The following is a 25,382-nucleotide window of genomic DNA, read 5'->3' as shown; positions in this document are numbered from 1 at the left end:
CGTCGGGGGAGCGAAACCGTACCGTTTCAGCCCTTCCAGTGCGCAGGGGCGTCCCAAGGGGCACGCTCGGCTTCGGAAAGCGCCTCGGCGCGGGTCAGGCCGATGTCGGCGAGGAGGCGGTCGTCCAGATGGCGCAGGCTGTGACGCGACCGGGCGATGGCGGCGGCGGCAAGCAGACGGTGCGGCATGTGCGCCAGCGTACCGGGGCGCAGGAAGGCGAGCGGGCGGGTGAGGAAACGGGTGGGCATGACGGGCTCCTTCATCGGAATTGGTGATGGTGCGATGTTGTCGCATCAGGATGCTTGAACTATGCGCTCTGCCGGTGCATTATGGAAACGAATGATTGTGCGATGACCCATCAGGATCCGTGATATGCCCCGCAACCTCGACATCGCCTCGCTGCGCTCCTTCGTTACTGTCGCCGATGTCGGTGGGGTGACGCGGGCGGCGGGCTATCTGAACCTGACGCAATCGGCGGTCTCGATGCAGATCAAGCGGCTGGAAGAGGCGCTGGGCCTGTCGCTGTTCCTGCGGGCGGCGCGGAAGCTGGCGCTCTCGCCCGAGGGGGAGCAGCTTCTGTCCTATGGCCGCCGGATGCTGGCCCTGAACGACGAGGCGCTGTCGGCGCTGTCGGCGACGGCCTGCGAGGGCGAAATCCGGCTGGGAGTGCCGCATGACGTGGTCTATCCGGCGATCCCCGGCATCCTGCGGCGGATGGCGCAGGCCTATCCGCGGGTGCGGATCAACCTGGTGTCCTCGTTCACCGTGCTGATGAAGCAGGACTTCGCGCGGGGGGCCTTCGACGTGATCATCACGACGGAGGAAACCCCGGACCCGGTAGCCGAGGTGCTGTCGTCGCGCGGGCTGGTCTGGGTGGGCGCGCCGGACGGGAATGCCTGGCAGCGGCGGCCCTTGCGGTTGGGGTTCAAGGACACCTGCATCTTCCGCCCCCACGCCCAGGCGGCGCTGGAGGCGGCGGGAATACCGTGGGAGATGGCGACGGGCGGGGAAAGCGAGCAGGCGGTCGAGGCGACGGTGGCGGCGGACCTTGCGGTGTCGATGCGGATGGTGGGCAGCATCCCCGAGGGGCTGGAGCCGATCGCGGCGGACAACCAGCTGCCGCAGGTGGCCCCGATGAAGCTGGCGCTCTACCGCGCGAACCGGCGCAGCGACGAGGCGGTGGACCTGCTGGTCAGCGAACTGCGCTGCGCCTACGGGTCCTGAACCCGGATCACAACCTTGCCGGTGGTCTTGCGGTCGCGGAGCAGCGCGAGCCCCTCGGGGAAGGCGTCGAACGGCAGGACCTGGCTGACATGCGGGCGGATCCGCCCTTCGGCCCGCCAGCGCAGGAGCTGCGCCATGCTGTCGGCGACAAGCTGCGGGGCGTGGCTTTCGTAGCCGCCATACCAGAAGCCCGAGACGGTGAGGTTCTTCACGAGGAGGAGGTTCGCCGGAACCTGCGGCACCTCGCCCGAGGCGAAGCCGATGGCCAGAAGCCGTCCGTCCGGCTTGCAGGCGCGCAGGGCGGCGTCGAAGGCGGGGCCGCCGACGACATCATAGACCACATCCACCCCGCCCTGCGCCCGCAGCGCCTCTTTCAGGTCGGGCGCGTCGCTGTCGATCACCGCATCCGCCCCGGCTGCCCGCGCGACTTCCATCCGCGCCGCACCGCGCGCCGAAGCGATGACGCGGGCCCCAAGGAGCTTGCCGATCTCGACCGCCGTCAGCCCGACGCCACCCGCCGCGCCGGTGACGAACAGCGTCTCGCCGGGCTGCAACCGTGCCGTGTGGATCAGCGCAAGATGAGAGGTGCCGTAGGCGATGGGAAACCCGGCGGCTTCCTCGAACCCCATTGCGTCGGGCAGCGGGGTCAGGCGATGGGCGGGCAGGCAAACCCGCTGGGCCAGTGCCCCGGCGGCACAGGTTGCCAGCACCCGCGTACCGGGAGCCGGGCCGCCGACTCCGGGACCCAGGGTATCGACCACACCCGAAAGTTCCATGCCGGGGATGAAGGGCGGGGTCTGACGGACTTGATATTTTCCCTGAATCGCCAGCATATCCGCAAAGTTGAGCCCAACTGCTTCCACTCGGAGAACGATTTCGCCTTTAGCGGGAGTTGGCGCCGGAATATCGACCTGAGCAGGGGCTGCGCCATGATCTGCGATCTGCCAAGCCAGCATCCCTTGCCCCTTTTTCCTTTTGTTGTTTCTACTACCTACGGTGTAGCGTTTTTATCCAAGCTACAGTTTCTTGCAACGCACTGATCGGGCTTTTCGCAAAATGCGACGAATCTTAGAGAATGGATGCAAAATGCAACGCGAAATGCGATACCACTTGGGGGCGAGTGCTGATTCGGTTGCGACTCTCCTGCGAGCATTCGGGGACAACCGTGCCGTGTGTTGTACGCTTGGATAATTGGACATATCCAAAAAGACAGGTTTTGGCGCGGCTGAGGAATATTTCGTTAATACTTCCCGGATCGCCGGACTTGGCACGAAACTTGCTTATAGATCACCGAGGGGAACGTACACTCGATTTTGGAGTCAAGAATGAAGCATCCCGTAGACGCCCATGTTGGCAAGCGCATCCGTCATCGCCGCTGGATGGTCGGCATGACCCAGCAGCAGCTCGCCGACAAGGTGGGAATCAAGTTCCAGCAGATCCAGAAATACGAAACCGGCATGAACCGGGTCAGCGCCTCCCGCCTCTGGGACGTGGCGGATGCGCTGGGCGTGTCGATCTCCTTCTTCTTCGAGGGCCTCGGCGAGGGCCAGTCCAACCCCACCTACGCGCATGGCGACATGATGTCGGACAAGGAAGCGCTGGAGCTGGTCCGGTCCTACTACGCGATCCCCGAGGCGCAGCGCCGTCGGCTGTTCGACCTGGCGCGGGTTCTTTCCGAAGCTGCCTGATCCCGATCTTGACCTCGACCCCCTGGGCGTTTAGCGCGCCCTGGGGGCGGCCCCCTCACGCGGGACCGGCAGGCCAAGGGAGAGAGGATGCGTATTTCCGAGACTTTGGCGTCCGAGCTGATTGCGACGGCGCATGAACTGGCGGATGTGGCGCGGGTCGCCACGCTGTCGCATTTCCGGACGCGGGACCTTGCGGCCGAAACCAAGGAAACCGCGCGCTTCGACCCGGTGACTGCCGCCGACCGCTTGTCCGAAGAGCGGATGCGCGAAGTCCTGGCCCGGCGCCGACCGCAGGATGCCATCCTGGGCGAGGAGTTCGGCGCGCTTGATGGTACTTCCGGCCTGACCTGGGTGCTCGACCCGATCGACGGCACGCGCAGCTATCTGGCGGGCACGCCCACCTGGGGCGTGCTGATCTCGGTCCGCGACGCGGAAGGCCCGCTTTTCGGGATCATCGACCAACCCTATATCGGCGAACGCTTCGAGGGCGGCCTCGGCCGGGCGCGGGTCACCGGGCCGATGGGCGAGGCGGCGCTTGCGGTGCGGGCCACGCGACCGCTGTCGCAGGCAATCCTGTTTTCCACCTTCCCCGAGGTCGGCACGCCCGAAGAAGGCGCGGCCTTCCGGCGCGTGGCCTCGGGGGCGAAGCTGGTGCGCTACGGCACCGATTGCTACGCCTATGCGCTGATCGCGGCGGGCCAGATCGACCTGGTGATCGAGGCGGGCTTGCAGGCCTATGACGTGCAAGCCCCCATCGCGGTGATCGAAGCTGCGGGTGGCATCGTCACCGACTGGCAGGGCCGCCCGGCGCATGAGGGCGGGCGCATCCTGGCGGCGGCGAGCCGGGAGCTGCACGCCGAGGCGCTGACGCTGTTGAACGCCTGAGGGCTGGGGCAGGTTCTTCGGGAAGATTTGAAGGTCCTTTGTCTGCCATCGGCGGTTGGCGCGTGACCGAAGGCTTGCGGGACAGGATCGTCGCCGTTTATGTTTGGCGGGCCTGCCGTGTCCTTCTCCCTTCTGACGGCGGGCACCGGTTTCCCTTGAAACCGAAGGGTGTGCGAAAGGTGCACCATGCCCGATCTCCTGATCCGCAATGCCGATATCGTCGTGACGATGAATGCCCGTCGGGACGAGCTTTCCGGTGCCGATGTTCTTGTACGGGGCGGGGCGATTGCCGCTGTCGGGTCCGGGCTGGTCGCGCCGGGGGCCGAGGTGATCGACGGCGCTGGCTGCGTGGTGACGCCGGGCCTGGTGAACACGCATCACCATCTTTACCAGACCCTGACGCGGGCGGTCCCGGGCGGGCAGGATGCGCTGCTCTTCGGTTGGCTCAAGACGCTCTACCCGATCTGGGCGCGGTTCGGGCCGGAAGAGATGTTCGTCTCGGCCCAGGTCGGGCTGGCGGAGCTGGCGCTGTCGGGCTGCACGATGACTTCGGATCACCTGTACCTCTATCCGAACGGCGCGCGGCTGGACGACACCGTTGCGGCGGCGGGAGAGGTGGGCCTGCGCTTCCACCCGACGCGGGGGGCGATGTCGATCGGCGAAAGCGCCGGGGGCCTGCCGCCGGACAGTCTGGTGGAGGGTGAGGCAGCGATCCTGGACGACATGATCCGGGTGGTGGACCGCTTTCACGATCCGCGTCCGGGGGCGATGCTGCGGGTGGGTCTGGCGCCATGCTCGCCCTTCTCGGTCAGCCGCGAGCTGATGCGCGACACGGCGCTGCTGGCGCGGGACAAGCAGGTGATGCTGCACACCCATCTGGCCGAGAACGACGAGGACGTGGCCTATTCGCTGGAGCGTTTCGGATGCCGCCCCGGCCAGTATGCCGAAGATCTCGGCTGGACCGGGGCGGATGTCTGGCACGCGCATTGCGTGAAGCTGGATGGTTCGGAAATTGAACTTTTCAGCCGGTCGGGGACGGGCGTCGCCCATTGCCCGTGTTCGAATTGTCGACTCGGCTCCGGTATCGCCCCTGTCCGCGCCATGCGGGACGCGGGGATGAAGGTGGGGTTGGGTGTGGACGGCTCGGCCTCGAACGATGCGGGGAACCTGGTGGCCGAGGCGCGGATGGCGATGCTGTTGCAGCGGGTCGCGCGGGGGGCGGATGCGATGAGCGCGCGCGAGGTGCTGGAGATCGCGACCCTGGGCGGCGCGCAGGTGCTGGGGCGGGATGACCTCGGGGTCATCGAGCCGGGCAAGCGAGCGGACCTCGCGATCTGGGACCTGCGTGGGGTAGAGGCGGCGGGGAGCTGGGACCCGGTGGCGGCGTTGGCCCTGTGCGGCCCGACGCGGGTGAGGCATCTGGTCGTCGAGGGTCGGCAGGTGGTGCGGGACGGGCAGATGGTGACGCTGGACCTGCCGCGTGTGCTGGAGCAGCAGCGGCGGCTGGCGGCGCGGCTGGCGGGATAGGGGCTGGTTTTCCTGCCCTTTCGCTTTCCGGACGGGGGCGGCATGGTCGCGGCACCTGATACCTGGGAGAGCCGAATGCGTGTGATTGCGAGCCTTGCCGTTTTTCTTGCCTGCGGCCTTCCCGCTGCGGCGGAGACCGTATTGTCGGAAGCCAGCGGCAACTGGGCCGGGACATCGGGTGACGGCTTCACCTTCCTTGCCCGGCTGTTGCAGAACGAGGACATGGCCCGTCTGGTGATCTGGGGCGGCAATCCGGGTAGCCTGGCGGTGGCCGAGGGCGAGCCTCAGTTCGACAACCCGGTGATTGCCATCGGTGCCTTCGCGACGAAGCAGGCGCTGGAGGTTGTGGAAACCGGGGACGGCAGCACGCTCCAGATCGTGACGGAATATGCCGACGAGGAGGGGACGGGGCGGATCGTCACCGAGGTGCAGTTCCTTGATAACCAGTTCACGGTGGTAGGCTACCATCACACGGGCGAGCCGGCGGGGCGGGCCTTCGCCTGCGAGGTCGACCTGTGGAACATGACGGCGGTCGAGGATGGTGAGACGCGGGTGCTGGAGCCGGTGGAGTTCGAGGCGCTGAACGCGAGCGACTGGACCTGGGACGCGGCCTATGAGCGGGGCTTCTGTCACCGGGCCGAGTGAGGTAGAAGGCGGGCAGGAGGCTGCCCATGTCGCACGATTATGCCGCCCAGCGGCGCGAGACGTTCCAGACTTTCAAGCAGTCGAAGGGGGTGAGCCTGCCGAAGACGGCGGTGGTCGAGTTTGCCTTCTTCATCGAGGAGAACGACGCGAGCTGGCCCGCTTTCGAGCGGGCGCTTCGGCTGGCGGGGTTCCAGACCCGGCGGCTGAAGGATGGCGACACGCTGGTGGCCTCGTTCGGGCCGATGCCGGTCACCGCCGAGGCGATCTGGGAGCGGGAACATGCGGCGACCGAGATCGCGTTGAAGCATGACTTCTACCCTGACGGCTGGGAGCTGGCGGAGTAACTGGTCCCGCTGGTCAGGCGTTTCGGATGCAGGGAAATCAAGGGGTCGCGCGGGCGCGATCGGGTGGTCTTTGCCTTGCTGGCCGGGTGCCGCCACCCCCCATCCCCTCTCTGCGGAGGGGAGGCGCCTGGGGCTGGTGCTGCGCGATGCGACCTTCTGCATCACGGGTTGGGGGCGGCTTTCGAATCGAGCGCCTGCGGCGCAAGTCTTTTGTCTCGGTTCTGCGCGTGAAGGACGCGCAGAACCTCGGGTGTTTGCCTCCGGCGGGGATATTTGCTGCCAGGTGAAAGGGCTGGCCGGTCAGAGGCGGTGGCGTTTTCCACTGATCCAGACCTCGGCAATCGCGCGGTCGTCGCCCATCATGATGGTGGGGAAGAGCTGTTGCCAGAGGTCTTCCGCCCGCCGCGTTGACTGTTCGATGGCGGGTGTGGAGGCGAGGTCGATGATCACGAGGTCGGCCTCCATGCCAGGGGCGATGTTGCCGATCCTGTCTTCGCAGCGTAGCGCCCGGGCCGAGCCTTGTGTGGCGAGCCACCAGAGTTGCGCGGGGTGCAGGGATTGGCCACGGAGCTGCGCCACCTCGTAGGCGGCGGCCATGGTGTGCAGCATCGAGAAGTTCGAGCCGCCGCCGGTGTCGGTGGCGAGGCCAACGCGGAGATGGCTGGCGAGGGTCATGTCGAAGAGGCCGGAGCCGATGAAGGTGTTCGAGGTAGGGCAGTGGACGAGGGACGCCCCCGCCTCGATCAGGCGCGATTTCTCGCGGTCGGTCAGGTGGATGGCGTGGCCGTAGACAGCGCCTTCGCGGAGAAGACCTTGCGCCTCGTAGGTGTCGAGATAGTCGCGGGACTGGGGGAAGAGGTCTTTCACCCAGGCGATTTCGTCGGTCTGCTCGCTGAGATGGGTCTGCATCAGGCAGTCGGGGTATTCCCGCCAGAGTTGGCCGAGCACATGAAGCTGTTCCGGCGTCGAAGTCGGCGAGAAGCGGGGGGTGATGACGTAGGAGAGGCGGCCCTTCGCGTGCCATTTTTCCAGCAGGGCCTTGCTGTCGTCATAGGCGGACTGGGCGGTGTCGCGGAGGCCTTCCGGGGCGTTGCGATCCATGCAGGTCTTCCCCGCGAAGACCCGCATCCCGCGCGACTGGGCGGCGGTGAAGATGGCGTCGACGCTGGCCGGGTGGATCGTCGCGTAGGAGCAGACGGTGGTGGTGCCGCGGGCGAGGATCAGGTCGAGGTAGCGGTTGGCGATCTCCTCGGCGTAAGCGGGATCGCTGAACCGCATTTCCTCGGGGAAGGTGTAGGTGTTCAGCCAGTCGATCAACCGCTTGCCCCAGGAGGCGATGATCGCGGTCTGGGGGTAGTGGACATGGGCGTCGATGAAGCCCGCGGAGATTAGCTTTTGCCCATGGTCATGCAAGCGGGCCTGGGGGAAGCGGGCGCGCAGGTCGGCGGCTTCACCCAACGCAGCGATGCGGCCAGCCTCCACGGCGACGGCGCCGTGGTGCAGGACTTGGGCGGCGGAGAGCCCGTCGCGAAACGGATCGCCCGTGTAGCGGAGAACCTGGCCCAGGATGAGATCGGTCATGACATGCCCCTTGAACCGGGTCAGACTAGGCGGTTTCCGGGCAGCGGTAAATTTGCCGTTGCAGATCATGGCTTGAAACTGTTTCGCAAAAGCGCGAAGGCGCAGGGGCGGGCGACAGGTGCTGCCGTTGCCGGAAAAGCCACCGAAGGGTGGCGAAAGAGCGGGGGGGCGCATGGCGGAGACGACGGTCAGAACGACGCCGGACGTGATGGATGCGGCCACGCTGGAAGCGACGCTGGATGCGGCGCTGGACGCTGCCCGCGCCGGGGACAGCGCGCGGGTCGAGGCCCTGCTCGATCCGGTGCACCCGGCCGACGTGGCCGACCTTCTGGAGCAGGTCAGCGAGACCGACCGCGAGGCGCTGCTGGCGATGGGTTCCGCCGTCATCGACGGCGAGGTGCTGTCGGAGATCAGCGACGCGATCCGCGAGGACGTGCTGGATGCGCTGCCGGACGATGTGGTGGCGGATGCGCTGCGGGAGCTGGATTCCGACGATCTCGTCGACATCGTCGAGGATCTGGAGGCGGAGGACCAGGGGCGCCTTCTGGGCGCGATGGACGCGGCCGACCGGATGGCGGTCGAACAGGCGCTGGCCTGGCCGGAACATTCCGCCGGCCGATTGATGCAGCGCGAAACGGTGGTGGCGCCCGAGCACTGGACCGTTGGAGAAGCGATCGACTTCCTGCGGAAAACCGATCACCTGCCCGATCAGTTCTATCATGTGATCCTGGTCGATCCGCGGATGCAGCCGGTGGGTTACGTGACGCTGGGACGGGTATTGTCGGCAGGCCGGTCCGTGCGGCTGAAGGATATCACCGAGGACAGTTTCCGCACCGTGGCCGCGACGGATGAAGAGGCGGATGTGGCCTATATCTTCAACCAGTATCACCTGATTTCCTGCCCTGTGGTCGATGGTTCGGGCCGGCTGGTGGGCGTGATCACCATCGACGATGCGATGATCGTGCTGGACGAGGAGCATGAGGAGGACATGCTGCTGCTGGCCGGGGTCGGCGAGGAAGCGAGCGTCAGCGACGGGCCGGTGGAGACGGTGAAGCAGCGGCTGCCCTGGCTGGTGGTGAACCTGTTCACGGCATCGCTCTCGGCGCTGGTGATCAGCCAGTTCCAGAACACGATCGCGACGCTGGTGGCGCTGGCGGCACTGATGCCCATCGTCGCCTCGACCGGAGGGATCGCCGGTACGCAGTCGCTGGCCGTGGCGGTGCGCGCGCTGGCGACGCGCGACCTGACGCGAGCCAATGCGGGGCGCGTGGTGCGGCGGGAATTGCTGGCCGGGTTGATGAACGGGGTGGGGCTGGCGCTGATCCTGGGGGCGGCGGGGGTGCTGATCTTTGGCGACTGGCATCTGGGGGCGGTGCTGGCGCTGGCGATGATGGTGAACCAGGTGGTTGCGGCGCTGGGCGGCGTGCTGGTGCCCCTGACGCTGGAGCGGATGGGGCTGGACCCCGCCCTGGCTTCGGGGACCTTTGTCACCACACTGACGGATGTGATGGGGTTCTTTGCCTTTCTGGGGCTGGCGACGGTGATGCTGACATGACGGACGGGAAGGCCGAGGATTTCAAGGCGGCGGCGCGGGCCGAGGCCTTTGCGCGGCGGGCGGAGGCTTTTGCCGGGGGGCAGGGGCAGGCGGCGGAGATACTCGCGGATTTCCTGGCGCCGCATCGGGGGAAGGCGCTGTCAGGCTACATGCCGATGCGGTCGGAGATCGACCCCTTGCCGGCGATGGCGGCGCATCAGGGGCCGGTGGGGGTGCCGGTGATTGTGGCGAAGGCCTCGCCGCTGCGGTTCCGGGAATGGTCGCCGGGGTGCAGGCTGGTTCAGGGCGCGTTCAAGGCGATGATCCCCGAGGAGGGGGCCTGGGTGGAGCCGGAGGTCATGATCGTGCCGATGCTGGCCTTCGACGCGCGCGGCTACCGGCTGGGCTATGGCGGGGGGTTCTACGACCGGACGCTGGAGCTGCTCAGGTCGCGGGGGCCGGTGCTGGCGGTGGGGTTTGCCTTTGCGGCGCAGGAGGTGGCCGAGGTGCCCACGGATGCGTTCGATCAGCGGCTGGATGCGGTGGTAACGGAAAAGGGCGTCACGGTTTTCGCGTGACGCCCAAAATTCTTGAGGAAGAATTTTGACAAATTCCTTGCTTAAGGAACTTGGGCCTCTCAGTGCGCGATTTCTTCCTGGCGAACGAACATGTTGCCCCAGGCGCGGTCGATCAGTTCGGGGGTCATCTGGTAGGGGATGTTCTCGAACTCGCAGACCGCGATCATCTGGTCGATCAGGAAGATCGGCTGGTAGTTCGCGTAGTTGTTGGCGATGGTCGGGAACTTGACCTTCATCAGGTGCATCAGCGCGGTTTCGTCCAGCGGCATCTTCTTCTTGCGCGCGACCATGGCGAAGATCTTCAGGAAGTTCTCCTGGCTTGGCCCGTCGATCTTGATCTTGAAGAAGATCCGGCGCAGGGCGGCGCCGTCGAAGATCTGGTTCGGGTGGAAGTTGGTCGAGAAGATGACCAGCGTGTCGAAGGGGACGGTGAATTTCTCGCCGGATTGCAGGGCGAGAATGTCGCGAGATTCCTCCAAGGGCACGATCCAGCGGTTGACGATCTTCTGTGGCGGTTCCTGCTGGCGGCCAAGGTCGTCGATGATGAAGATGCCGCCGGTGGCCTTGAGCTGCAGGGGCGCCTGGTAGGTGCGGGCGGTCGGGTTGTAGTTGAGATCGAGCATGTCGAGCGACAGTTCGCCGCCGGTGATCACCGAGGGACGCTCGCAATAGACGTAGCGGTTGTCGAAGCGGTTCGAGGTGCGGCGCAGCGAGTTCGGGTCGTCGACGGCGGCCTCGGCGGCGGAATGGACGATCGGGTCGTAGACCGAGATGATCTGGCCGGAATATTCGATGGCGCGGGGGACATAGACCTTGTCGCCGAGGGCGGCACGGATGCCGTGGCTGATCGAGGACTTGCCGTTTCCGGGCGGGCCGTACAAGAGGATCGAGCGGCCCGAGGTCACGGCGGGGCCGAGGTTGTCGATCAGGTCGGGCGGCAGGATCAGGTGGCCCATGCCGGAGAGGAGCTGTTCGCGGTTCAGGCGGATGTCACGGACGGACTGGCGCTTGATCTGCACCTGGTAATGGTCGAGCGGCACCGGCATCGCGCCGTAGTATTCCGACTGCGAGAGCGAATCCAGCGCGCGGGCCTTGCCGGCGTCGGTCAGTTCATAGCCCATCTCGTTGCCGGCGGTGGCGTGCATGGTGCCGGTCGCGGTGACGAGCTTCTGCGTGCGGCAGAGGTCCATCAGTTCCTGCGTCAGCGGCACGGGCAGACAGATCGACCTGGACAGGACCGAGACCTGGTCCTGGTTGGTGCGGAACATCGTTTTCAGGAAGATGTCGCGCATCATGATGGTCGACAGCCCCGTATCGGCCAGCGAACGGGGCGACGGGGGCGGTTGAACCCCGGAAACAGGGGGGGAAACCGGGGCTTCAGCGTTCATTTCACAAGCTCCGTGGACAATCGCGGCGAAGGGCTTTGATTTGAGTCGTAAACGTAACTTGTGTCAGCCCTGTGGCCAGATGGCGGCAAGAAGGTAGAAGACCACGATTGCCGAAAGCGCCAGGCCGAAGGGGAAGTAGCGCCGCCGGGTCCAGCTTTCCCAGTCGGGCGTCGCATTCCGCACGAAGGGCAGGCTGCGCAGGAGGCGGTGCAGGAACAGCGCACCGACCATGCAGACGAAGGTGATCAGCAGGATTTCACCGATGTCCCCGCCGACGAAGAGTCCCGCCATCGCGGCGGCGAACTTGGCGTCGCCCGCCCCGAAGGTGCCGGTCAGATACAGAAGGAAGCCGGCCACGAAGACCACGGCCATCAGCGCGAAGCCCCAGAACCACAGCGCCCAGGTGGGTACCACAAACCAGCCTAGAAGCGGCCAGACGGCAGCCATGGCAAGCACGGAGGCGTTCGGGATCTTCATCGCCTTCAGGTCGGACCAGGCCGCCCATATCGCAATGGGCAGCACCGGAACCAGAAGGATCATCGCATCGGTCGGTTCAAGCATCAGGTCTTCACATTGGCATCAAGGGCTTCAAGGCTGCGCACGGCGGCTTCGAAATATTTGGGATGGGTCTCGATCGCCTGGTTCAGAAGACCTTTGCCAACCGTGACGTCGCCTTGCTTGATTGCGGCGAGAGCCATGGAATACAGGAGCTCGGCCCGTTCGGTCTGGGTCATCTTGACGACCGGCAGGTCATATTTGCGCTGCGCTGCCCGGGCGAGGACCAGGTTGTTCTTGGCGGTGAAAAGCTGCGGATCATAGGTCAGCGCCTCGATGAACAGCTTTTCGGCGCCCTGCTTGTCGCCGCGGGTCAGCTTGGAGAAGCCCCAGTTGTTCAATGTGCTGGCCGGGGTGGTGGTCAGTCCGACGGCGGTTTCATAGAAGCTGTCGGCCTTCTTCCAGTTCTTGTCACTGTCCGCGACCATCGCTTCCAGACGGTAGCGGTCGAAGCTTTCGTGGGTCGGCGGAATCTGGTTCAGCTCGGCCTTGGCCTCGCCCCACAGGTTCGACCGGATCAATGCATCGGCCAGCATCACGCGGTCTTCCGGCGTGGATTCGGGATGGGCCACGACGTTGCGCCAGACCTGGGCGGATTCGGTGGTCTTCTGCGCCCGGATCAGCGAGCGGGCCAGCCCGCGCATCACGTCGATGCGGTCGGGGTTCTGTTGCAGCGTGCGGGTGAAATACTCCACCGCCTCGTTCGGGTCGGCGACCGAGAGCATCACGTCGTTGAGATTGGATTCGTCGATGACGTTGACGTCCTTGAGGGCCCTTTGCACCTGGGCGTCAGAGCTGTTCTGACAGGCCGACAAAATCACTGCGCCGCCAAGGCACAGCATGAGGGAAACCGGATGGCGCATCTTCAGCGTCCTTTTTATTGACTGCCCGTAGCTTGACTGGGCGCGTCTCCGCCTAGAGATCGGAGAGAAGGACGAACTTGCCCTTTTCCTGCCGGACGAGACGGAACCCGCCTGTTTCTTGTTCTTGGGTTGGATCATACACACTCGCTTCGCTTTTCGCGATAGCGAGCATCAGATTTTCGCGGATCGAGTCCGTTTCGCCACTATCCAGCGCGAAGGCCTTCTGGAACATCACGCGGGCCTCGCCGTAATTGTCCTGCTCCATCAGCGTGACGCCCAGGTTGTTCAAGGCGGGGACGAAATTCGGATCAAGCTCCAGCGCGCGGCGGAGGAGCTTCTCGGCCTGGCCGAGGCGCCCGAGCGCCAGGTTGGCCGAACCGATGGACGAGAGCACGTCGGCGTTGATGCCGACCTCTCCCGCGCCGCGCAGATATGCCTTGAGCGCAAGCTCGGGCTCGCCCGCTTCCATGAGCCGGTGGCCAACGGTCATGCCGTCGACCCCGTGACCTTTCGCGTCGATGCCGTAGGGGGAATTCCTGGAAACGCCACTGGTCGGCGTACAGCCGACCAGCAGAGCAGTGCAGACGGTCAACATCGCCGCTTGGCGCAAGTCACACCCTGTTCGAACCTCAGAGGCCGCTTGCAAGCTGGCCCAGCATTGTCACCATGCCGTAGATGGACGGCCCGATGAGAATGACCAGAAGGGGCGGAACTGTAAACAGCATAGTGCCGAGGGTGAGTTTCGTCGGCAACATGTTGGCCTTCTCTTCCGCGCGCATGATGCGCTTGTCGCGCATGTCTGCGGAATAGACCCGGAGCGCGTCGGCGACCGAGGTGCCGAAGGTCGCGGACTGGATGATCGTGGTCACGAAGGACGCGACGTCGGGCACGCCCACCCTCTCGGCCATGTCCTTGAGGACCGAAATCCGTTCCTTGCCGGCCTTGACCTCTTGCGCGACCATATCGAATTCATCGGCGAGGGCGGGATAGCCGACACGGCTTTCCTTGCCGACGCGGATGATCGACTGGTCCAGCGACTGACCGGCCTCGACGCAGACGAGCATCAGGTCGAGCGCATCGGGGAAGCCCTGGATGATCTCGGTCTGGCGCTGGTTGACGCGTTTGTTCACCCAGTAGCGCGGGAGATAGTAGCCGATGGCGCAGGGCAGGAGGCTGTACAGGAGGAGGTCGGTCATCGACATCTCCTGCGAGAAGGACTTCACGAGCGCGAAGATCAGCCCAGCGATGAGGAACAAGGTCGCCAGCAAGAACTGGATGGCGTGGAACATCCTGACCGAGTTCTTGCCGGTGTAGCCGGCCCGCAGCATGTTGAGCTTGGCGGCCGACAGTTCTTCCTTCTTCTGGGGTTCCAGGAAGTGGGCGAACTTTTCAAGTTTGTCGACCTTTTCCGTCTTGCGCAGCGCGCGCTTCTTTTCGCTGCCGGTATTGGGAACCTGGTCCTTCAACTCGCGGAAACGGTCGCGCTGCCGTTTCATCACCACCGGCAGGGCCAGAAGGATCAGCAGCATCCCGAGCAGGCCGACGCCGAGGAGCGGTGCCATTGGGCCGAAGCGGTCGGTCAGCCCGGTGAGGAAATCGGAAAAGAAGCTCATGGTCGACCTACACTTTGATGTTGGTCATCACCTTCATGTAGATGATGTTGATGATCAGGAACGTGACGACGAAAAGCGCCGCGGGGACATAGGCCGAGGTCGTCTTCACCTCGTCGTAGTAGTCGGGCTGGATGACGTTGATCATGACCAGCGCGACGATCGGGAAGCCCGAGAGGAACATGCCGGACCATTTTGCCTCGGCCGTGATGGCGCGGACGCGGCGGAAGAGCTTGAAGCGGGCGCGGACCACCTTGGACAGGCCTTCGAGGATCTCGGCCAGGTTGCCGCCGGACTGCTGCTGGATCGAGACGGCGACGGCGAGGAAGCGCAGGTCCTGGCTGTCCATCCGTTCGGCGAAGGCCTTCAGCGATTCCGCCACGTCGCGACCGTAGGCTGCCTCGTCGGCGATGACGCCGAATTCCGAGCCGAGCGGGTCCGGGATTTCCTTGGCGACGATACCGATGGCGGTCGAGAACGGGTGGCCGACGCGCAGCGAGCGGACCATCAGTTCGATGGAGTCGGGGAGCTGTTCTTCCAGGAGGCTCATCCGCTGCTTGGCGGTGCGGTTGACCCAGACGAAGACGCCGCCGACGCCCATGGCGATGCCGAGCACGATGCGGAGACCCAGATCGGCCGCGGTGAAGACCGAGAGCATCAGGAAGGCGAAGACCGACAAAAGCGCCATGATCCCGATCAGCGCCTGGGGCGAGAAGGCGATGTTCGCCCGCTGCGCCTTCTTGGCCAGCATGGAATAGAGCGGAATGTTCTTCGCGGTCAGGTGCTGGTTCATCTCCTTGCGGAGTTGTTCGAGCACCTGTTCGCGGTTCGCGTTCTTTTCCAGCAGCGACAGGCGCCGGCTGACCTTCGAGTTCAGGCTGATGGATTTCCCGAACACGATCAGATAGATGCCGTTGACGATCACGACGACCGCAACGAAGATCATGAGGTAGATGAGGGGGGCGGTGCTGATCTGCATGGCGGTCAGACGATCGGTTCGTAGATCGAGGCGGGCAGGTCGAAGCCCCATTGGCGGAAGCGGTCGGAATAGGTCGAGCGGATCCCGGTCGCGTTGAAACGGCCGATGATCTTGCCCGAAGGCTCGACGCCGAGGCGTTCGAAGCGGAACACCTCCTGCATCGAGATGACCTCGCCCTCCATCCCGGTGATCTCGGTCACGGAAGTCATGCGGCGGGTCCCGTCCTGCAAGCGGCTGGCCTGGACCATCAGGTTCACCGCCGATGCGATCTGGCTGCGGACCGCCTTCAGCGGCATCTCGATCCCGGCCATGGCGACCATGTTCTCCAGACGGCTGATCGCGTCGCGCGGGTTGTTGGCGTGGATCGTCGTCATCGAGCCGTCGTGGCCGGTGTTCATGGCCTGGAGCATGTCGATGACCTCCTCACCCCGGGTTTCCCCGACGATGATGCGGTCGGGACGCATCCGCAGCGCGTTGCGCAGGCAGTCGCGCTGGGTGACGGCGCCCTTGCCCTCGACGTTCGCCGGGCGGCTTTCCATCCGGCCGACATGGACCTGCTGGAGCTGGAGTTCGGCGGTGTCCTCGATGGTCAGCACGCGTTCGTGGTTGTCGATGAAGGACGACAGCGCGTTGAGCGTGGTCGTCTTACCGGAACCCGTACCGCCGGAAACGATGATGTTGAGGCGGCAGGAGACGGCGGCCTGGAGATAGGCGGCCATTTCCTCGGTGAAGGCACCGAAGCGGACCAGGTCCTCGATGCGAAGCTTGTCCTTCTTGAATTTCCGGATCGACACCAGCGAGCCATCCACCGCGATCGGCGGGATCATGCAGTTGAAACGGCTGCCGTCCTGAAGACGGGCGTCGCAATAGGGGTTCGATTCATCGACGCGGCGGCCCACGGCGGAGACGATCTTGTCGATGATCCGGAGGAGGTGGCGTTCGTCGCGGAAGGTGACGTCGGACAGCTCCAGCTTGCCCGCGCGTTCGACGAAGATGCGCTTCGGGCCGTTGACCAGGATGTCGTTGATCGATTCATCCTTCAGCAGGGGCTCCAGCGGGCCAAGGCCCATGACCTCGTCATAGAGTTCCTGCGTCAGCGCGAGGCGGTCTTCCTTGTTCAGTGCGACGGACATTTCGTCCAGCGCCTCGGTCGCCAGTGCGGCGATCTCGCCACGCAAGGATTGCTCGGTGGCGGATTCGATGGCCGAAAGGTTCAGGTCCTCCAGCAGGCGCTTGTGGATCTCGACCTTCAGCTCGGTCAGCCGTTCCTTGCGCTTCTTCTCCTTGTCGGCGGCAATCACCTCGGCGGCGGCGCGTTGCTGGACCGGGGCCGAGGCCTGGGCGCGGCCGGTAAAGCCGGCTTTGTCGGCCGGGGCCGTAGCGGAAGCGGGCGCGCCAGATGCAGGGCGGGCGCCGGGGCTGTCTTTCTTGAAACGGCTAAACACTGGTCATTCCCCTTGTTCAGGCTCTGGCAACTTCTGCCGATTTGTTTATTTCATACAATGACTTGGCAAGTTTTTGCAGTTCCTTGCGCAGCGGGTTCTTTCCCGCGCTCTCGGCGATGGGCAGGCCGTGATCGTTGGCCTGCGTCACCTGTTCGCCGCCGTCGGGCAGCTGGACCTCGATGTCGATGTCCAGGCTTTCGGCCATGCGCTTGACGCGGGCCTTGGCAGAGAGGTCGGTGAATTTCGGCGCGCGGTTCAGCACATAGCGCACCTTGTCGTGCGGCAGAGCCTCTGCCTTGAGCGCGCGGACGAAGCGCAGGATGTTCTGGGCGGACCGCAGGTCCAGTTCGAGCAGCGCGAAATAGACATGAGAGCGGGTCAGCACGGCCTCGGTCCAGGCGACGACGGTCGAGGGCATGTCGACGATGACGAAGTCGAAGTTCGCCTGGGCGGTGTCGAGGATGCGGCCGATATCCTCGGGCGAGACCATCTCCAGGGGAAGCATGTCGGAGGGAGCAGTGAAGACATGCAGCTTGTCGTTGAAGGTCAGCATCGACTTGATCAGCGAATCCGCGTCGATCGAGGCGGTGTCGGTGAGGATTTCCAGCACCGCTTCCTTGCGCGGCAGGTCGAGATAGGTGGCCACAGAGCCGAATTGCAGGTCGAGGTCGATGACGCAGACGCGCATCCCTTCGGTATCCGGCAGAAGCGCCAGCTCCCAGGCGAGGTTGGCGGCAAAGGTGGTGGCGCCGACGCCGCCGGCCATGCCATGCACCGGCAGGATGACGCCGTTGCGGTCGCCCTTGGGCTTGAAGACCGGATTGAAGGCGCCGGTTTCCGGGTCATAGCCTTCTGGCATGACCGGGGCGGGCTTGCGCAGCCGCTCAATCGCATCGTGCAGCGCACCCTCGGGCAGGGGATAGGGCACGAAGTCATCGGCCCCGAGCTTCAGCATCTGGTGCAGGACCGAGGGGCTGACCTGGTTGGCGATCAGCAGAACCTTGATCTTCTTGGCTTTCGCCGCCTTGATCACGTCGTTCATCTTCGACAGTTCGGATTCATCCTCGCTGTCGACGGCGATGGCGACGAACTGCATCCCGGTGCTGTCGGGCTGCTTGAGGAAGACGAGAGCATCCTCGAAGTTCAGGTCGCCCCAGGCTTCGCCCAGCTCCTGCTCCATGTCGTCGATGAGCAGGTCGAATCGCTGCACGTCACGGGAAATGGTGCAGGCGAGGATCGGTGCCGGATCGCTCTGAACTGTGGCTTTGCTCGTCATCTCGCGTCGCGTCCTTTCGGTACGGGGCCGTTATCTACTGTTCTTCCAACGGGTTACCGCACAAGTCTTGCGCCGGTGTCACCCAAGGACCAAAGACCCCTGAACTTACCCTACAGGCCGGACCTTGTTCAAAAATGGTGGCGATAATTGGGCTAAAAATGCCTGTTTCTGGGATTATCACGAATATGGAAACGAAGAGGCCGGGCACTGGGCCCGGCCTCTGTCCTGGCAAGAGAGAGGAGATCAGCCGCCGCCGTTGCCCTCGCCGTCTGCGGCATTGCCGTCGTGCGGGCGGACACCGCTCTGGACGTAGTCGCGCCAGATGATCGCGGCATACTTGCCGTTCAGCACCAGCGGATGCGACTTCACGAAGCCCGACACCTCGGTCACGGTGCGGCGGTTGCGGACTTCGGCCTCGTTGGTCGCGATAAGCGGCCGGGTTTCGCCGTAGGAGACCACCGCCTCGAGCCGCGAGCGGCTGATGCCGAGCGAGGTCAGGTAGGCGACTGCCGCCTTCGCCCGGCGCAGGCCGAGACGCTGGTTGTAGCCGTTCGAGCCGACCTTGTCGGTATGGCCGAAGACGCGGAAGCGAACCTCGGGGAACTGGCGGATGAAGTTCGCCTGTTTTTGCAGGATCGCACGCGCCTCGTCCGAGAGCTCGGAGCTGTTGAAGGCGAAGTTGATCGTGTCGGGAACCTCGGCCGCGAAGCGCTCGGCAAGCGCCACGGTGTAGGACATCTCGCCCGTCTGGATGAGCGTGTTGTTCATCGTGGCGTTGCCGAACTGGCCCTTGTCGACTTCGGAACCAAGTTCGCGGTCCCAGCTTGTCGAGGTCTCGCCGCAGGCGGTCAGTGCGAGGAGGGCGGAGGCTGCAAGCAGCTTGGGAAGCATGCGGGTCATCTCCTTACTCCATCACATAGCCGTAGGACGAGCTGAAGTCCTGCCGCGCCACCTCGGCCGCCGCGCCCTTCTTCGGGCCGGAGGCCACGTCGCCGAACAGGAACAGCTCGCGTTCGGTCGGGATTCGGACCCGGTCGGTCGGCAGCGCCAGCGCTGCGCCCGCGACCGGCGTGACCAGGTGCGGCGTCACGATGACGACCAGTTCGGACTGCGAACGCTGGTATTCCGAGCTGCGGAACAGTGCGCCGAGGATCGGAATGTCGCCGACCCAGGGCAGTTGCGAGTTCACGTCACGGAAATCATCCTGAAGCAGACCCGCGATGGCGAAGCTTTCCCCGTCGCGCATTTCCACCGTGGTCGAGGTCTCACGCCGCTTGAAGGCAGCGATGGTGAATTCGCCCGAGGTGAAGCCGTTCGCCGGGTCGATCGAGGACACGGCCGCGTCGATGGTCAGGTTGATGATGTCCTGGTCGACGACCACCGGGGTGAAGTTCAGCTCCACGCCGAAGGGCTTGAATTCGACCGAGATGGTGTCGTTGTCCTGCGCGACCGGAACCGGATATTCGCCGCCGGCCAGGAACTTGGCTTCCTGCCCGGAAAGGGCGGTCAGGTTCGGTTCGGCGAGGGTGCGGACCATGCCCTTGGATTCCAGGGCCTCGAGCAGGACGTCGAACTCCAGCCCGCCGATCGAGCCGCCCAGACCGATGGCGCCGGTGACATTGGCACGGTAGGGCACGTTCTCGCCCGCCGCGATCAGAGCGCCCGAGCCAAGCAGCGTGCCTGTCTCGCCGCCGAACTGGCCGCCGTCGCCCAACCTCAGCGAGGACGAGAAGTTCTTCGTCACCGAACGGTTCATCTCGGCGAAGCGCACCTTCAGCATGACCTGCTGGGTGCCCCCCACGACCATGAGGTTCGACACCCGTTCCGGCGCATAGCGGTTGGCGAGGTCGAGCGCGCGGTCAAGCTTGGCGGTCGAGGAGACCTGGCCCGAAAGCACGATGCCGTCGTTGGCGGTGCGGACCTCGATGTTCTCGCCCGGGAGGATCTGCTGGAGACGCTCCTTGAACTCGGCGATGTCGGGCGTGACATGCACGTCGACGTTCGAGATCAATGTGCCTTCCGGAGACAATAGCGTGAGCGTCGTCCGCCCCGGCGCCTTGCCCAGCACATAGATGGACTTGTCCGACAGCGTCGAGATGTCGGCAATGCCGGGGTTCGCAATCGAAAGCTCGGCGAACGGAACGTCGCTTTCTACGACAACGGCCCGGTTCATCGGAACGTTGAGGGATTCGCTGGCCTGGCCCTGCATGACGCGCAGGACTTCGGCGGAGACCGGCGTCAAAGCCGAAGATGCGAGAATCGCACCAAGATAACCTGCTACCAGGAGTCGTTTCATGTTCATGTGATCTGCCCTTTCGACCACGCCTCGTTTGGGTCTTGAACGCCCTTATCGGAGGCAGAATGGACCAGTCCCTGTTTTTTTGCAAGAATCAATGCTTTGGGGGAAATAGTTGATGTGGATAAACTGCAACAGGTCGCAACGGGTTGGAAAAATGAAAGGGCGCGACCCCATATGATGTGGCCGCGCCCTGTGGTTGAAAGGAGCTTGGTGTCAGTTCTTGCAGGGGATCTCGACACCGGTATCGACAAGCACGCCACCGCTGCGCTGCTTGGCATAGCACTTCTTAACTTCGGGCACGACGACCTCGGGCGCCACGACTTCCTCGACGATGCCGAGCATGGCCTTGGTGTCGGTTTCGACCGTGCCTTCAATGGTTTCGCTGGAGTCCCGTGCGAGCGAGAGCGTCAGACGACCCGTGGACTGGGCCTGGGCCAGACGCGCAACCTGCTCTGGCGTGGCGGCGACTGTCACCGTTTTCGCAACTTTGTCGGAGGCGACCTGTCCCTCGTTGATCGCGTTGTCGACGGCGATGACTAGGACGGCGCTTTCGATCTGCCGGGTTATCCCGCCCTCGATACCCGCGACGCTGCCGGTCCACAGGATGTCGATGTAGTCGTCGGGCTTGACGAAGTTCGAGACCCCGCTGTCCATGCCGATCTTGATCGCGAAGGCGCGCTTGCCCTTCTCGAGCTTCGAAGTCAGGCTGGCGAGCTTTCCCGGCTCGGTCACGCGGCTGGCCAGCACCGGCTCGAACGCTTCGGTCGAACGCATGATGTAGCGCGGACCATCGGCGTTTTCCGGGAAGAGGGTCGCCTTGTCGGTGAAGACCGTCTTGGGAAGCGCCTTTTCGGGCCAGTAGATCAGTTGCACGTCCCCTTCGGCGAGCGCGTCGCCATATTTCTTGGGCTTGGCGAAGACATAGACCTCGACCAGCTTTCCGGCTTTGGCGTTGAAGGCCTTTTCCTGCTGAAGCGCGCCTTCAAGATCGGCCATGTAATCCTGGATCATGTAGACGGCCATGCCGGCCAGGGCCATGCCGACAAGAAGGACCAACGCGAATACTGCTCTCATTTCAACCTCTACTGGTGGGAGCTGCCCATGGTCTTACCCTGGCGGCCCGGCGGTGCTTCTAGTGCCGCATCGGTGGACCATCAAGGTGACGGGCGATCGCGTGGCGGCGGAACAGGTTCCAAGATCGAGACAATGACGCCCGAATACGGCGAAAGTTTAACGGATGTCGGGCACGTTGCGAATGAGGTCCGGAAATGACGGGGCCGCCGAACATGCGCAAGGGCCGCACCTCCGGAGAAGTGCGGCCCGCTGTCGGATCGGCACGACGGTGGATCAGCAGGTGACCGTGTCGTCGGTGAGCAGGCATTCCTGCGCGTCGCCGAGCTTCTCGCCGATGCCGAAGGCGAGGCTGGAGACGGCCGGCCGGACGAAGGTGAAGACAAGCAGGCCGAGGCCCACGACGGCGGCGGTCAGAACTACCCAGTCAACAGTCACAGCACCGGCTTCGTCTTTCAGGAAGGCGGAGAACTTGGTCATGGTCTTGTCCCTTTCTAAGGCGTTCATATGCATCACTCAACCGGTCCGAGCAGGCGAGGCCTTGAGCCGTCGTTCGGTATGCAGCCATTTGACCTTGCAATCATGGCAGGAATTTGTGCGCAGCGGGGTATTTCCGGGGTTGCGCGGGGCTGTCTGTAGGCTGTGCCTGCGCAGGTGCGCTGCCCTCGGTGGTGCGCAGCCCGGTTGGCCAGTTGATCCGGACGGACCAGGACAGGGCCACAAGAATCAAACTGGCCGCGCCTCATCCGAAGCGCGGCCAGTTGATTTAGTTCGCAGAAAGATCAGTCGCAGTCGGTGCCGTTCGACGACATGCAGGTCTGAGCGTCGCCCATTTCGGTGGCGATGCCCGAGGCCAGGCTCGAAACGGCCGGACGGACGAACGTGAAGACCAGGAGGCCCAGGCCCACGACGGCGGCGGTCAGAACCACCCAGTCAACGGTCACGGCGCCGGCTTCGTCTTTCAGGAAAGCGGAGAACTTGGTCATTTTGGGTCCCTTTCTAAGGTGCTCACTTAACATTCAACCGCTCCGATCTAGGCCTCAACTCTCGCCGTCGTCGTTCGGTATGGGGATATAAAGCCCCTCAAACATGGCAGCAGTTTGGACGACATTCGCAGAATCTTGGTCCTTAGAAAGAATCCGCGCGTTTCTGGACAAGATGCTGAAAGTAAAGGAAAGAAAATTTAGGAATCTGTTCACTCTTGCGTGGTATGGCGTGGTTTTTTCGCCAATTCAGGCAGAAATGCCATGATTGATCCGCAAAAGTTCTGGTCGCTGGCGTTGGAACCTGCGATTCTCCCGGCAAAACGACAAGGCGAGCAGGCCACAGACATGCGGAAGACTTCATGGATCGCAGCGATTCTCTGCGTGGCCACCCCGTGGGCGGCAGGGGCAGAGGATTTCAGCTTCAAGCGGGTCAAGGTGGGCGACAGCCTGCCGGGCAAGCGGATCACCGTGCAGATCGACCCCGAGGAACAGGCGCGCTACCTGGCGGCGCTGCCGAAGGTCGACCCGAACCCGGTGCATGACCACGAGGAGCCGAAGGTCGCGGACGAGGCGACCGGCAAGCCGGGGCCGGCACCGGCCTCGTCCTATGCCTGGTACTGGGACAAGGTGCCGGCCGATATCGGTGCGGCGGCGGACCGTTTCGACATCGCGCTGGCCTCGCTGTCGGAGGGGCCGGACGGCACGGTCGTGGGCGCACCGCGCCTGCAGCACATGCAAGACGTGGCGGATACCTACGGCAAGGACATCCTGCGCGCGACGCTGGACACGCGGGTCTCGCCCGCGCTGGTGCTGGCGGTGATCGGGATCGAGAGCGCGGGGCGGTCGGATGCGGTCAGCTCGGCAGGCGCGGTGGGGCTGATGCAGCTGATCCCGGCGACGGCCGAGCGCTTCGGGGTGAAGGATTCGACCGATCCGGTGCAGAACATCAAGGGCGGGGTCGCCTATCTGGACTGGCTCTTGAAGGAGTTCGACAACGACCCGGTGATGGTGCTGGCGGCCTACAACGCGGGCGAAGGGGCGGTGCGCGCCAATTCCGGCGTGCCGCCCTATGCCGAGACGCGCGACTATGTGCCGAAGGTGCTGGCCGCCTGGCAGGTGGCGCAGGGGCTTTGCGTCAGCCAGCCGATGCTGGTGACGGACCCTTGCGTCTTCCGCACCGATATCGCGGGGCTTTAGACGAAGACGTCAGCCCATTCCGGATGCTTCTTCCGGGTGGCGTTCACGAAGGGGCAGAGGGGGACGATCTTGAACCCGTCCGCCCTCGCCGCATCGACCAGCGCCTGAACCAGGGCCAGGCCCGCTCCGGTGCCCCGGAAACTGTCCGGGACGCCGGTGTGGTCGGCGATGATCAGGGTCGGCGTTGTCACCGAATAGGTCAACTCGGCCTCTCCGCCCTCGCGGCGGATGACGAAGCGGCCTTTGGTTGCCCCGTGTTCGCGGGTGACGATGTGGTCAGACAATCGTTGCCTCTGTCGCAGCGCGCAGTTCGGCTTCCGTGACGCCGGGGGCGAGTTCCACGAGATGCAGGCCCTTGTGGCCGACATCGAAGACGCCGAGGTTGGTGATGATCCGGTCGACCACGCCCTTGCCGGTCAGAGGCAGGGTGCAGGCTTTCAGCACCTTGGATTCGCCGTGCTTCGAGGTGTGGTCCATGACGACAACGACGCGGCCCACGCCTGCAACCAGGTCCATCGCCCCGCCCATGCCCTTGACGAGCTTGCCGGGGATCATCCAGTTCGCGAGGTCGCCGTTTTCGGCCACTTCCATAGCGCCCAGGATCGCCATGGCGATCTTGCCGCCGCGGATCATGGCGAAGGATTGGGCAGAGTCGAAATAGGCGGTCTGCGGCAGTTCGGTGATGGTCTGCTTGCCCGCGTTGATCAGGTCGGCATCCTCCTCACCCTCGAAAGGAAAGGGACCCATGCCGAGCATGCCGTTTTCCGATTGCAGGGTCACGTTCACGCCTTGGGGGATGTAGTTCGCCACCAGCGTCGGGATGCCGATGCCGAGGTTCACATACATTCCGTCCCGCAGTTCCTGCGCGGCACGGGCGGCCATGCCGTTGCGGTCCCAGCCCTTGGTTTCCTCGGCCATCATGCGTTCTCCCGCTTGCGGGTGGTGCGGTTCTCGATCCGCTTCTCGTGGGTGCCGGTGACGATGCGGTGGACGTAGATCCCCGGCAGGTGGATGGTGTCAGGGTCGAGGCTGCCGAGCGGCACGATCTCCTCGACCTCGACCACGCAGGTCTTGCCGCAGGTGGCGGCGGGGACGTTGAAGTTGCGCGCGGTCTTGCGGAAGACGAGATTTCCGCTCGGGTCGGCCTTCCAGGCCTTGACGATCGACAGGTCTGCGACAATGCCGCGTTCCAGGATGTAGGTCTTGCCGTCGAAGTCGTGGTGTTCCTTGCCCTCGGCGATCACCGTGCCGACGCCGGTCGCGGTGTAGAAGCCGGGAATGCCCGCGCCGCCTGCCCGCATCCGTTCGGCCAGCGTGCCCTGCGGGTTGAATTCCAGCTCCAGCTCTCCCGACAGATACTGGCGCATGAATTCGGCGTTCTCGCCGACATAGGACGAGATCATCTTCTTGACCTGCCGGGTTTCCAGCAGTTGCCCGAGGCCGAAGCCGTCGACGCCCGCGTTGTTGGACGCGATGGTGAGGGCCTTGGTCCCCGCCTCGCGGATGGCGGCGATCAGAAGCTCGGGGATGCCGCAGAGGCCGAAGCCGCCTGAGGCGATCAGCATGCCGTCGTGCAGGAGCCCGTCAAGGGCCGCGGCGGCGCTTGGGTAGGTTTTGTTCATGGGTCGTCTCCTCCCGGTTCCGCACATGGGAACATCGGACCGGGACGATCCTGAAAGATTGCGCCGTGAGCTGCCATCCGTAAGA

Annotated in this window: 28 protein-coding genes; 9 read left to right on the top strand and 19 right to left on the bottom strand. The window is 64.5% G+C overall.

Features of this window, described 5'->3' with window-relative positions; translation table 11 throughout:
• Positions 1-26 precede the first annotated feature (26 nt).
• Positions 27-248: a DUF1127 domain-containing protein gene (locus JNJ68_RS13720; RefSeq protein WP_294982944.1), complete on the bottom strand. Its 222-nt coding sequence runs from the start codon at positions 246-248 to the stop codon at positions 27-29.
• A gap of 124 nt (positions 249-372) precedes the next feature.
• Here JNJ68_RS13720 and JNJ68_RS13715 point away from each other — a divergent pair, with 124 nt between their 5' ends.
• Complete coding sequence (locus JNJ68_RS13715; protein ID WP_294982943.1) at positions 373-1,224, top strand: LysR family transcriptional regulator; 852 nt, start codon at positions 373-375, stop codon at positions 1,222-1,224.
• Here JNJ68_RS13715 and JNJ68_RS13710 read toward each other — a convergent pair.
• The gene (locus JNJ68_RS13710) at positions 1,212-2,180 is read right to left on the bottom strand and encodes an NADPH:quinone oxidoreductase family protein (protein WP_294982942.1); all 969 of its coding nucleotides are present in this window, start codon (positions 2,178-2,180) and stop codon (positions 1,212-1,214) included. The two genes, JNJ68_RS13715 and JNJ68_RS13710, sit on opposite strands and share 13 nt — an antisense overlap.
• 369 nt (positions 2,181-2,549) lie before the next feature.
• On the opposite strand from JNJ68_RS13710, the gene JNJ68_RS13705 reads away from it, so the two are divergent.
• From JNJ68_RS13705 to JNJ68_RS13685, 5 genes are all read left to right on the top strand, one after another.
• A complete protein-coding gene (locus tag JNJ68_RS13705) occupies positions 2,550-2,912 on the top strand; it encodes a helix-turn-helix transcriptional regulator (RefSeq protein ID WP_294982941.1) in 363 nt (120 codons plus the stop codon).
• Between the two features lie 87 nt (positions 2,913-2,999).
• Positions 3,000-3,797, top strand: coding sequence for a histidinol-phosphatase (gene hisN / locus JNJ68_RS13700; RefSeq protein ID WP_294982940.1), 798 nt, complete (start codon positions 3,000-3,002; stop codon positions 3,795-3,797).
• A 186-nt stretch (positions 3,798-3,983) separates the two neighbouring features.
• Positions 3,984-5,324, top strand: a complete 1,341-nt coding sequence (locus JNJ68_RS13695) for an 8-oxoguanine deaminase (RefSeq protein WP_294982939.1) — start codon at positions 3,984-3,986, stop codon at positions 5,322-5,324.
• A gap of 75 nt (positions 5,325-5,399) precedes the next feature.
• Positions 5,400-5,969 (top strand): hypothetical protein, encoded by a 570-nt coding sequence (locus tag JNJ68_RS13690; protein ID WP_294982938.1) that lies wholly within the window; start codon positions 5,400-5,402, stop codon positions 5,967-5,969.
• Between the two features lie 26 nt (positions 5,970-5,995).
• Positions 5,996-6,313 carry a ribonuclease E inhibitor RraB gene (locus JNJ68_RS13685; RefSeq protein WP_294982937.1) on the top strand — a complete coding sequence of 106 codons (318 nt, stop codon included), beginning with the start codon at positions 5,996-5,998 and terminating at the stop codon, positions 6,311-6,313.
• A gap of 300 nt (positions 6,314-6,613) precedes the next feature.
• On the opposite strand, the gene guaD is transcribed toward JNJ68_RS13685, so the two are convergent.
• Entirely contained in the window at positions 6,614-7,894 is a 1,281-nt protein-coding gene (gene guaD, locus JNJ68_RS13680; protein ID WP_294982936.1) for a guanine deaminase, read from the bottom strand.
• A 208-nt stretch (positions 7,895-8,102) separates the two neighbouring features.
• Here guaD and mgtE point away from each other — a divergent pair, with 208 nt between their 5' ends.
• Positions 8,103-9,449, top strand: a complete 1,347-nt coding sequence (mgtE, locus tag JNJ68_RS13675) for a magnesium transporter (RefSeq protein WP_294982960.1) — start codon at positions 8,103-8,105, stop codon at positions 9,447-9,449.
• Positions 9,446-10,006: a 5-formyltetrahydrofolate cyclo-ligase gene (locus tag JNJ68_RS13670; RefSeq protein ID WP_294982935.1), complete on the top strand. Its 561-nt coding sequence runs from the start codon at positions 9,446-9,448 to the stop codon at positions 10,004-10,006. Before mgtE ends, JNJ68_RS13670 begins: the two co-directional genes overlap by 4 nt.
• A gap of 59 nt (positions 10,007-10,065) precedes the next feature.
• Here the strand turns inward: JNJ68_RS13670 and JNJ68_RS13665 are convergent, their stop codons facing one another.
• The 13 genes from JNJ68_RS13665 to JNJ68_RS13605 form a co-directional block, all read right to left on the bottom strand.
• Entirely contained in the window at positions 10,066-11,394 is a 1,329-nt protein-coding gene (locus tag JNJ68_RS13665) for an ATPase (RefSeq protein WP_294982934.1), read from the bottom strand.
• A 63-nt stretch (positions 11,395-11,457) separates the two neighbouring features.
• Entirely contained in the window at positions 11,458-11,955 is a 498-nt protein-coding gene (locus JNJ68_RS13660; protein ID WP_294982933.1) for a prepilin peptidase, read from the bottom strand.
• Positions 11,955-12,812, bottom strand: a complete 858-nt coding sequence (locus JNJ68_RS13655) for a tetratricopeptide repeat protein (RefSeq protein WP_294982932.1) — start codon at positions 12,810-12,812, stop codon at positions 11,955-11,957. The genes JNJ68_RS13660 and JNJ68_RS13655 overlap by 1 nt, the downstream gene beginning before the upstream one ends.
• 52 nt (positions 12,813-12,864) lie before the next feature.
• Positions 12,865-13,407, bottom strand: coding sequence for a tetratricopeptide repeat protein (locus JNJ68_RS13650; RefSeq protein WP_294982931.1), 543 nt, complete (start codon positions 13,405-13,407; stop codon positions 12,865-12,867).
• Between the two features lie 34 nt (positions 13,408-13,441).
• Complete coding sequence (locus JNJ68_RS13645) at positions 13,442-14,425, bottom strand: type II secretion system F family protein (protein WP_294982930.1); 984 nt, start codon at positions 14,423-14,425, stop codon at positions 13,442-13,444.
• 7 nt (positions 14,426-14,432) lie between these two features.
• On the bottom strand, positions 14,433-15,401 hold the full coding sequence (locus JNJ68_RS13640) for a type II secretion system F family protein (protein WP_294982929.1): 969 nt from the start codon (positions 15,399-15,401) through the stop codon (positions 14,433-14,435).
• Positions 15,402-15,406: 5 nt separating this feature from the next.
• A complete protein-coding gene (locus JNJ68_RS13635; protein ID WP_294982928.1) occupies positions 15,407-16,846 on the bottom strand; it encodes a CpaF family protein in 1,440 nt (479 codons plus the stop codon).
• A 16-nt stretch (positions 16,847-16,862) separates the two neighbouring features.
• Positions 16,863-18,122, bottom strand: a complete 1,260-nt coding sequence (locus JNJ68_RS13630) for an AAA family ATPase (protein WP_294982927.1) — start codon at positions 18,120-18,122, stop codon at positions 16,863-16,865.
• Between the two features lie 243 nt (positions 18,123-18,365).
• Positions 18,366-19,022: an OmpA family protein gene (locus tag JNJ68_RS13625; RefSeq protein ID WP_294982926.1), complete on the bottom strand. Its 657-nt coding sequence runs from the start codon at positions 19,020-19,022 to the stop codon at positions 18,366-18,368.
• Between the two features lie 4 nt (positions 19,023-19,026).
• Positions 19,027-20,424, bottom strand: coding sequence for a type II and III secretion system protein family protein (locus JNJ68_RS13620; protein ID WP_294982925.1), 1,398 nt, complete (start codon positions 20,422-20,424; stop codon positions 19,027-19,029).
• Positions 20,425-20,634: 210 nt separating this feature from the next.
• Entirely contained in the window at positions 20,635-21,495 is an 861-nt protein-coding gene (gene cpaB, locus JNJ68_RS13615; protein WP_294982924.1) for a Flp pilus assembly protein CpaB, read from the bottom strand.
• A 273-nt stretch (positions 21,496-21,768) separates the two neighbouring features.
• On the bottom strand, positions 21,769-21,972 hold the full coding sequence (locus tag JNJ68_RS13610; RefSeq protein WP_294982923.1) for a hypothetical protein: 204 nt from the start codon (positions 21,970-21,972) through the stop codon (positions 21,769-21,771).
• 302 nt (positions 21,973-22,274) lie between these two features.
• Positions 22,275-22,478 (bottom strand): hypothetical protein, encoded by a 204-nt coding sequence (locus JNJ68_RS13605; protein WP_294982922.1) that lies wholly within the window; start codon positions 22,476-22,478, stop codon positions 22,275-22,277.
• A 345-nt stretch (positions 22,479-22,823) separates the two neighbouring features.
• Between JNJ68_RS13605 and JNJ68_RS13600 the strand changes: the two genes are divergently transcribed.
• Positions 22,824-23,675, top strand: coding sequence for a lytic transglycosylase domain-containing protein (locus JNJ68_RS13600; RefSeq protein WP_294982921.1), 852 nt, complete (start codon positions 22,824-22,826; stop codon positions 23,673-23,675).
• Here the strand turns inward: JNJ68_RS13600 and JNJ68_RS13595 are convergent.
• The 3 genes from JNJ68_RS13595 to JNJ68_RS13585 are packed head-to-tail and all read right to left on the bottom strand — an operon-like array spanning position 23,672 to position 25,297.
• Positions 23,672-23,959 carry a GNAT family N-acetyltransferase gene (locus JNJ68_RS13595; RefSeq protein ID WP_294982920.1) on the bottom strand — a complete coding sequence of 96 codons (288 nt, stop codon included), beginning with the start codon at positions 23,957-23,959 and terminating at the stop codon, positions 23,672-23,674. The genes JNJ68_RS13600 and JNJ68_RS13595 overlap by 4 nt on opposite strands.
• Positions 23,952-24,593 (bottom strand): 3-oxoacid CoA-transferase subunit B, encoded by a 642-nt coding sequence (locus JNJ68_RS13590; protein WP_294982919.1) that lies wholly within the window; start codon positions 24,591-24,593, stop codon positions 23,952-23,954. The genes JNJ68_RS13595 and JNJ68_RS13590 overlap by 8 nt, the downstream gene beginning before the upstream one ends.
• Entirely contained in the window at positions 24,593-25,297 is a 705-nt protein-coding gene (locus JNJ68_RS13585) for a CoA transferase subunit A (RefSeq protein WP_294982918.1), read from the bottom strand. The genes JNJ68_RS13590 and JNJ68_RS13585 overlap by 1 nt, the downstream gene beginning before the upstream one ends.
• Positions 25,298-25,382: the final 85 nt, after the last annotated feature.

The sequence above is a fragment of the Tabrizicola sp. genome (genome assembly GCF_016793705.1).
Lineage (GTDB): Bacteria > Pseudomonadota > Alphaproteobacteria > Rhodobacterales > Rhodobacteraceae > Tabrizicola.
Note: the sequence above shows the minus strand (reverse complement) of the source record. Positions and strands in the feature narration are given on the sequence as shown.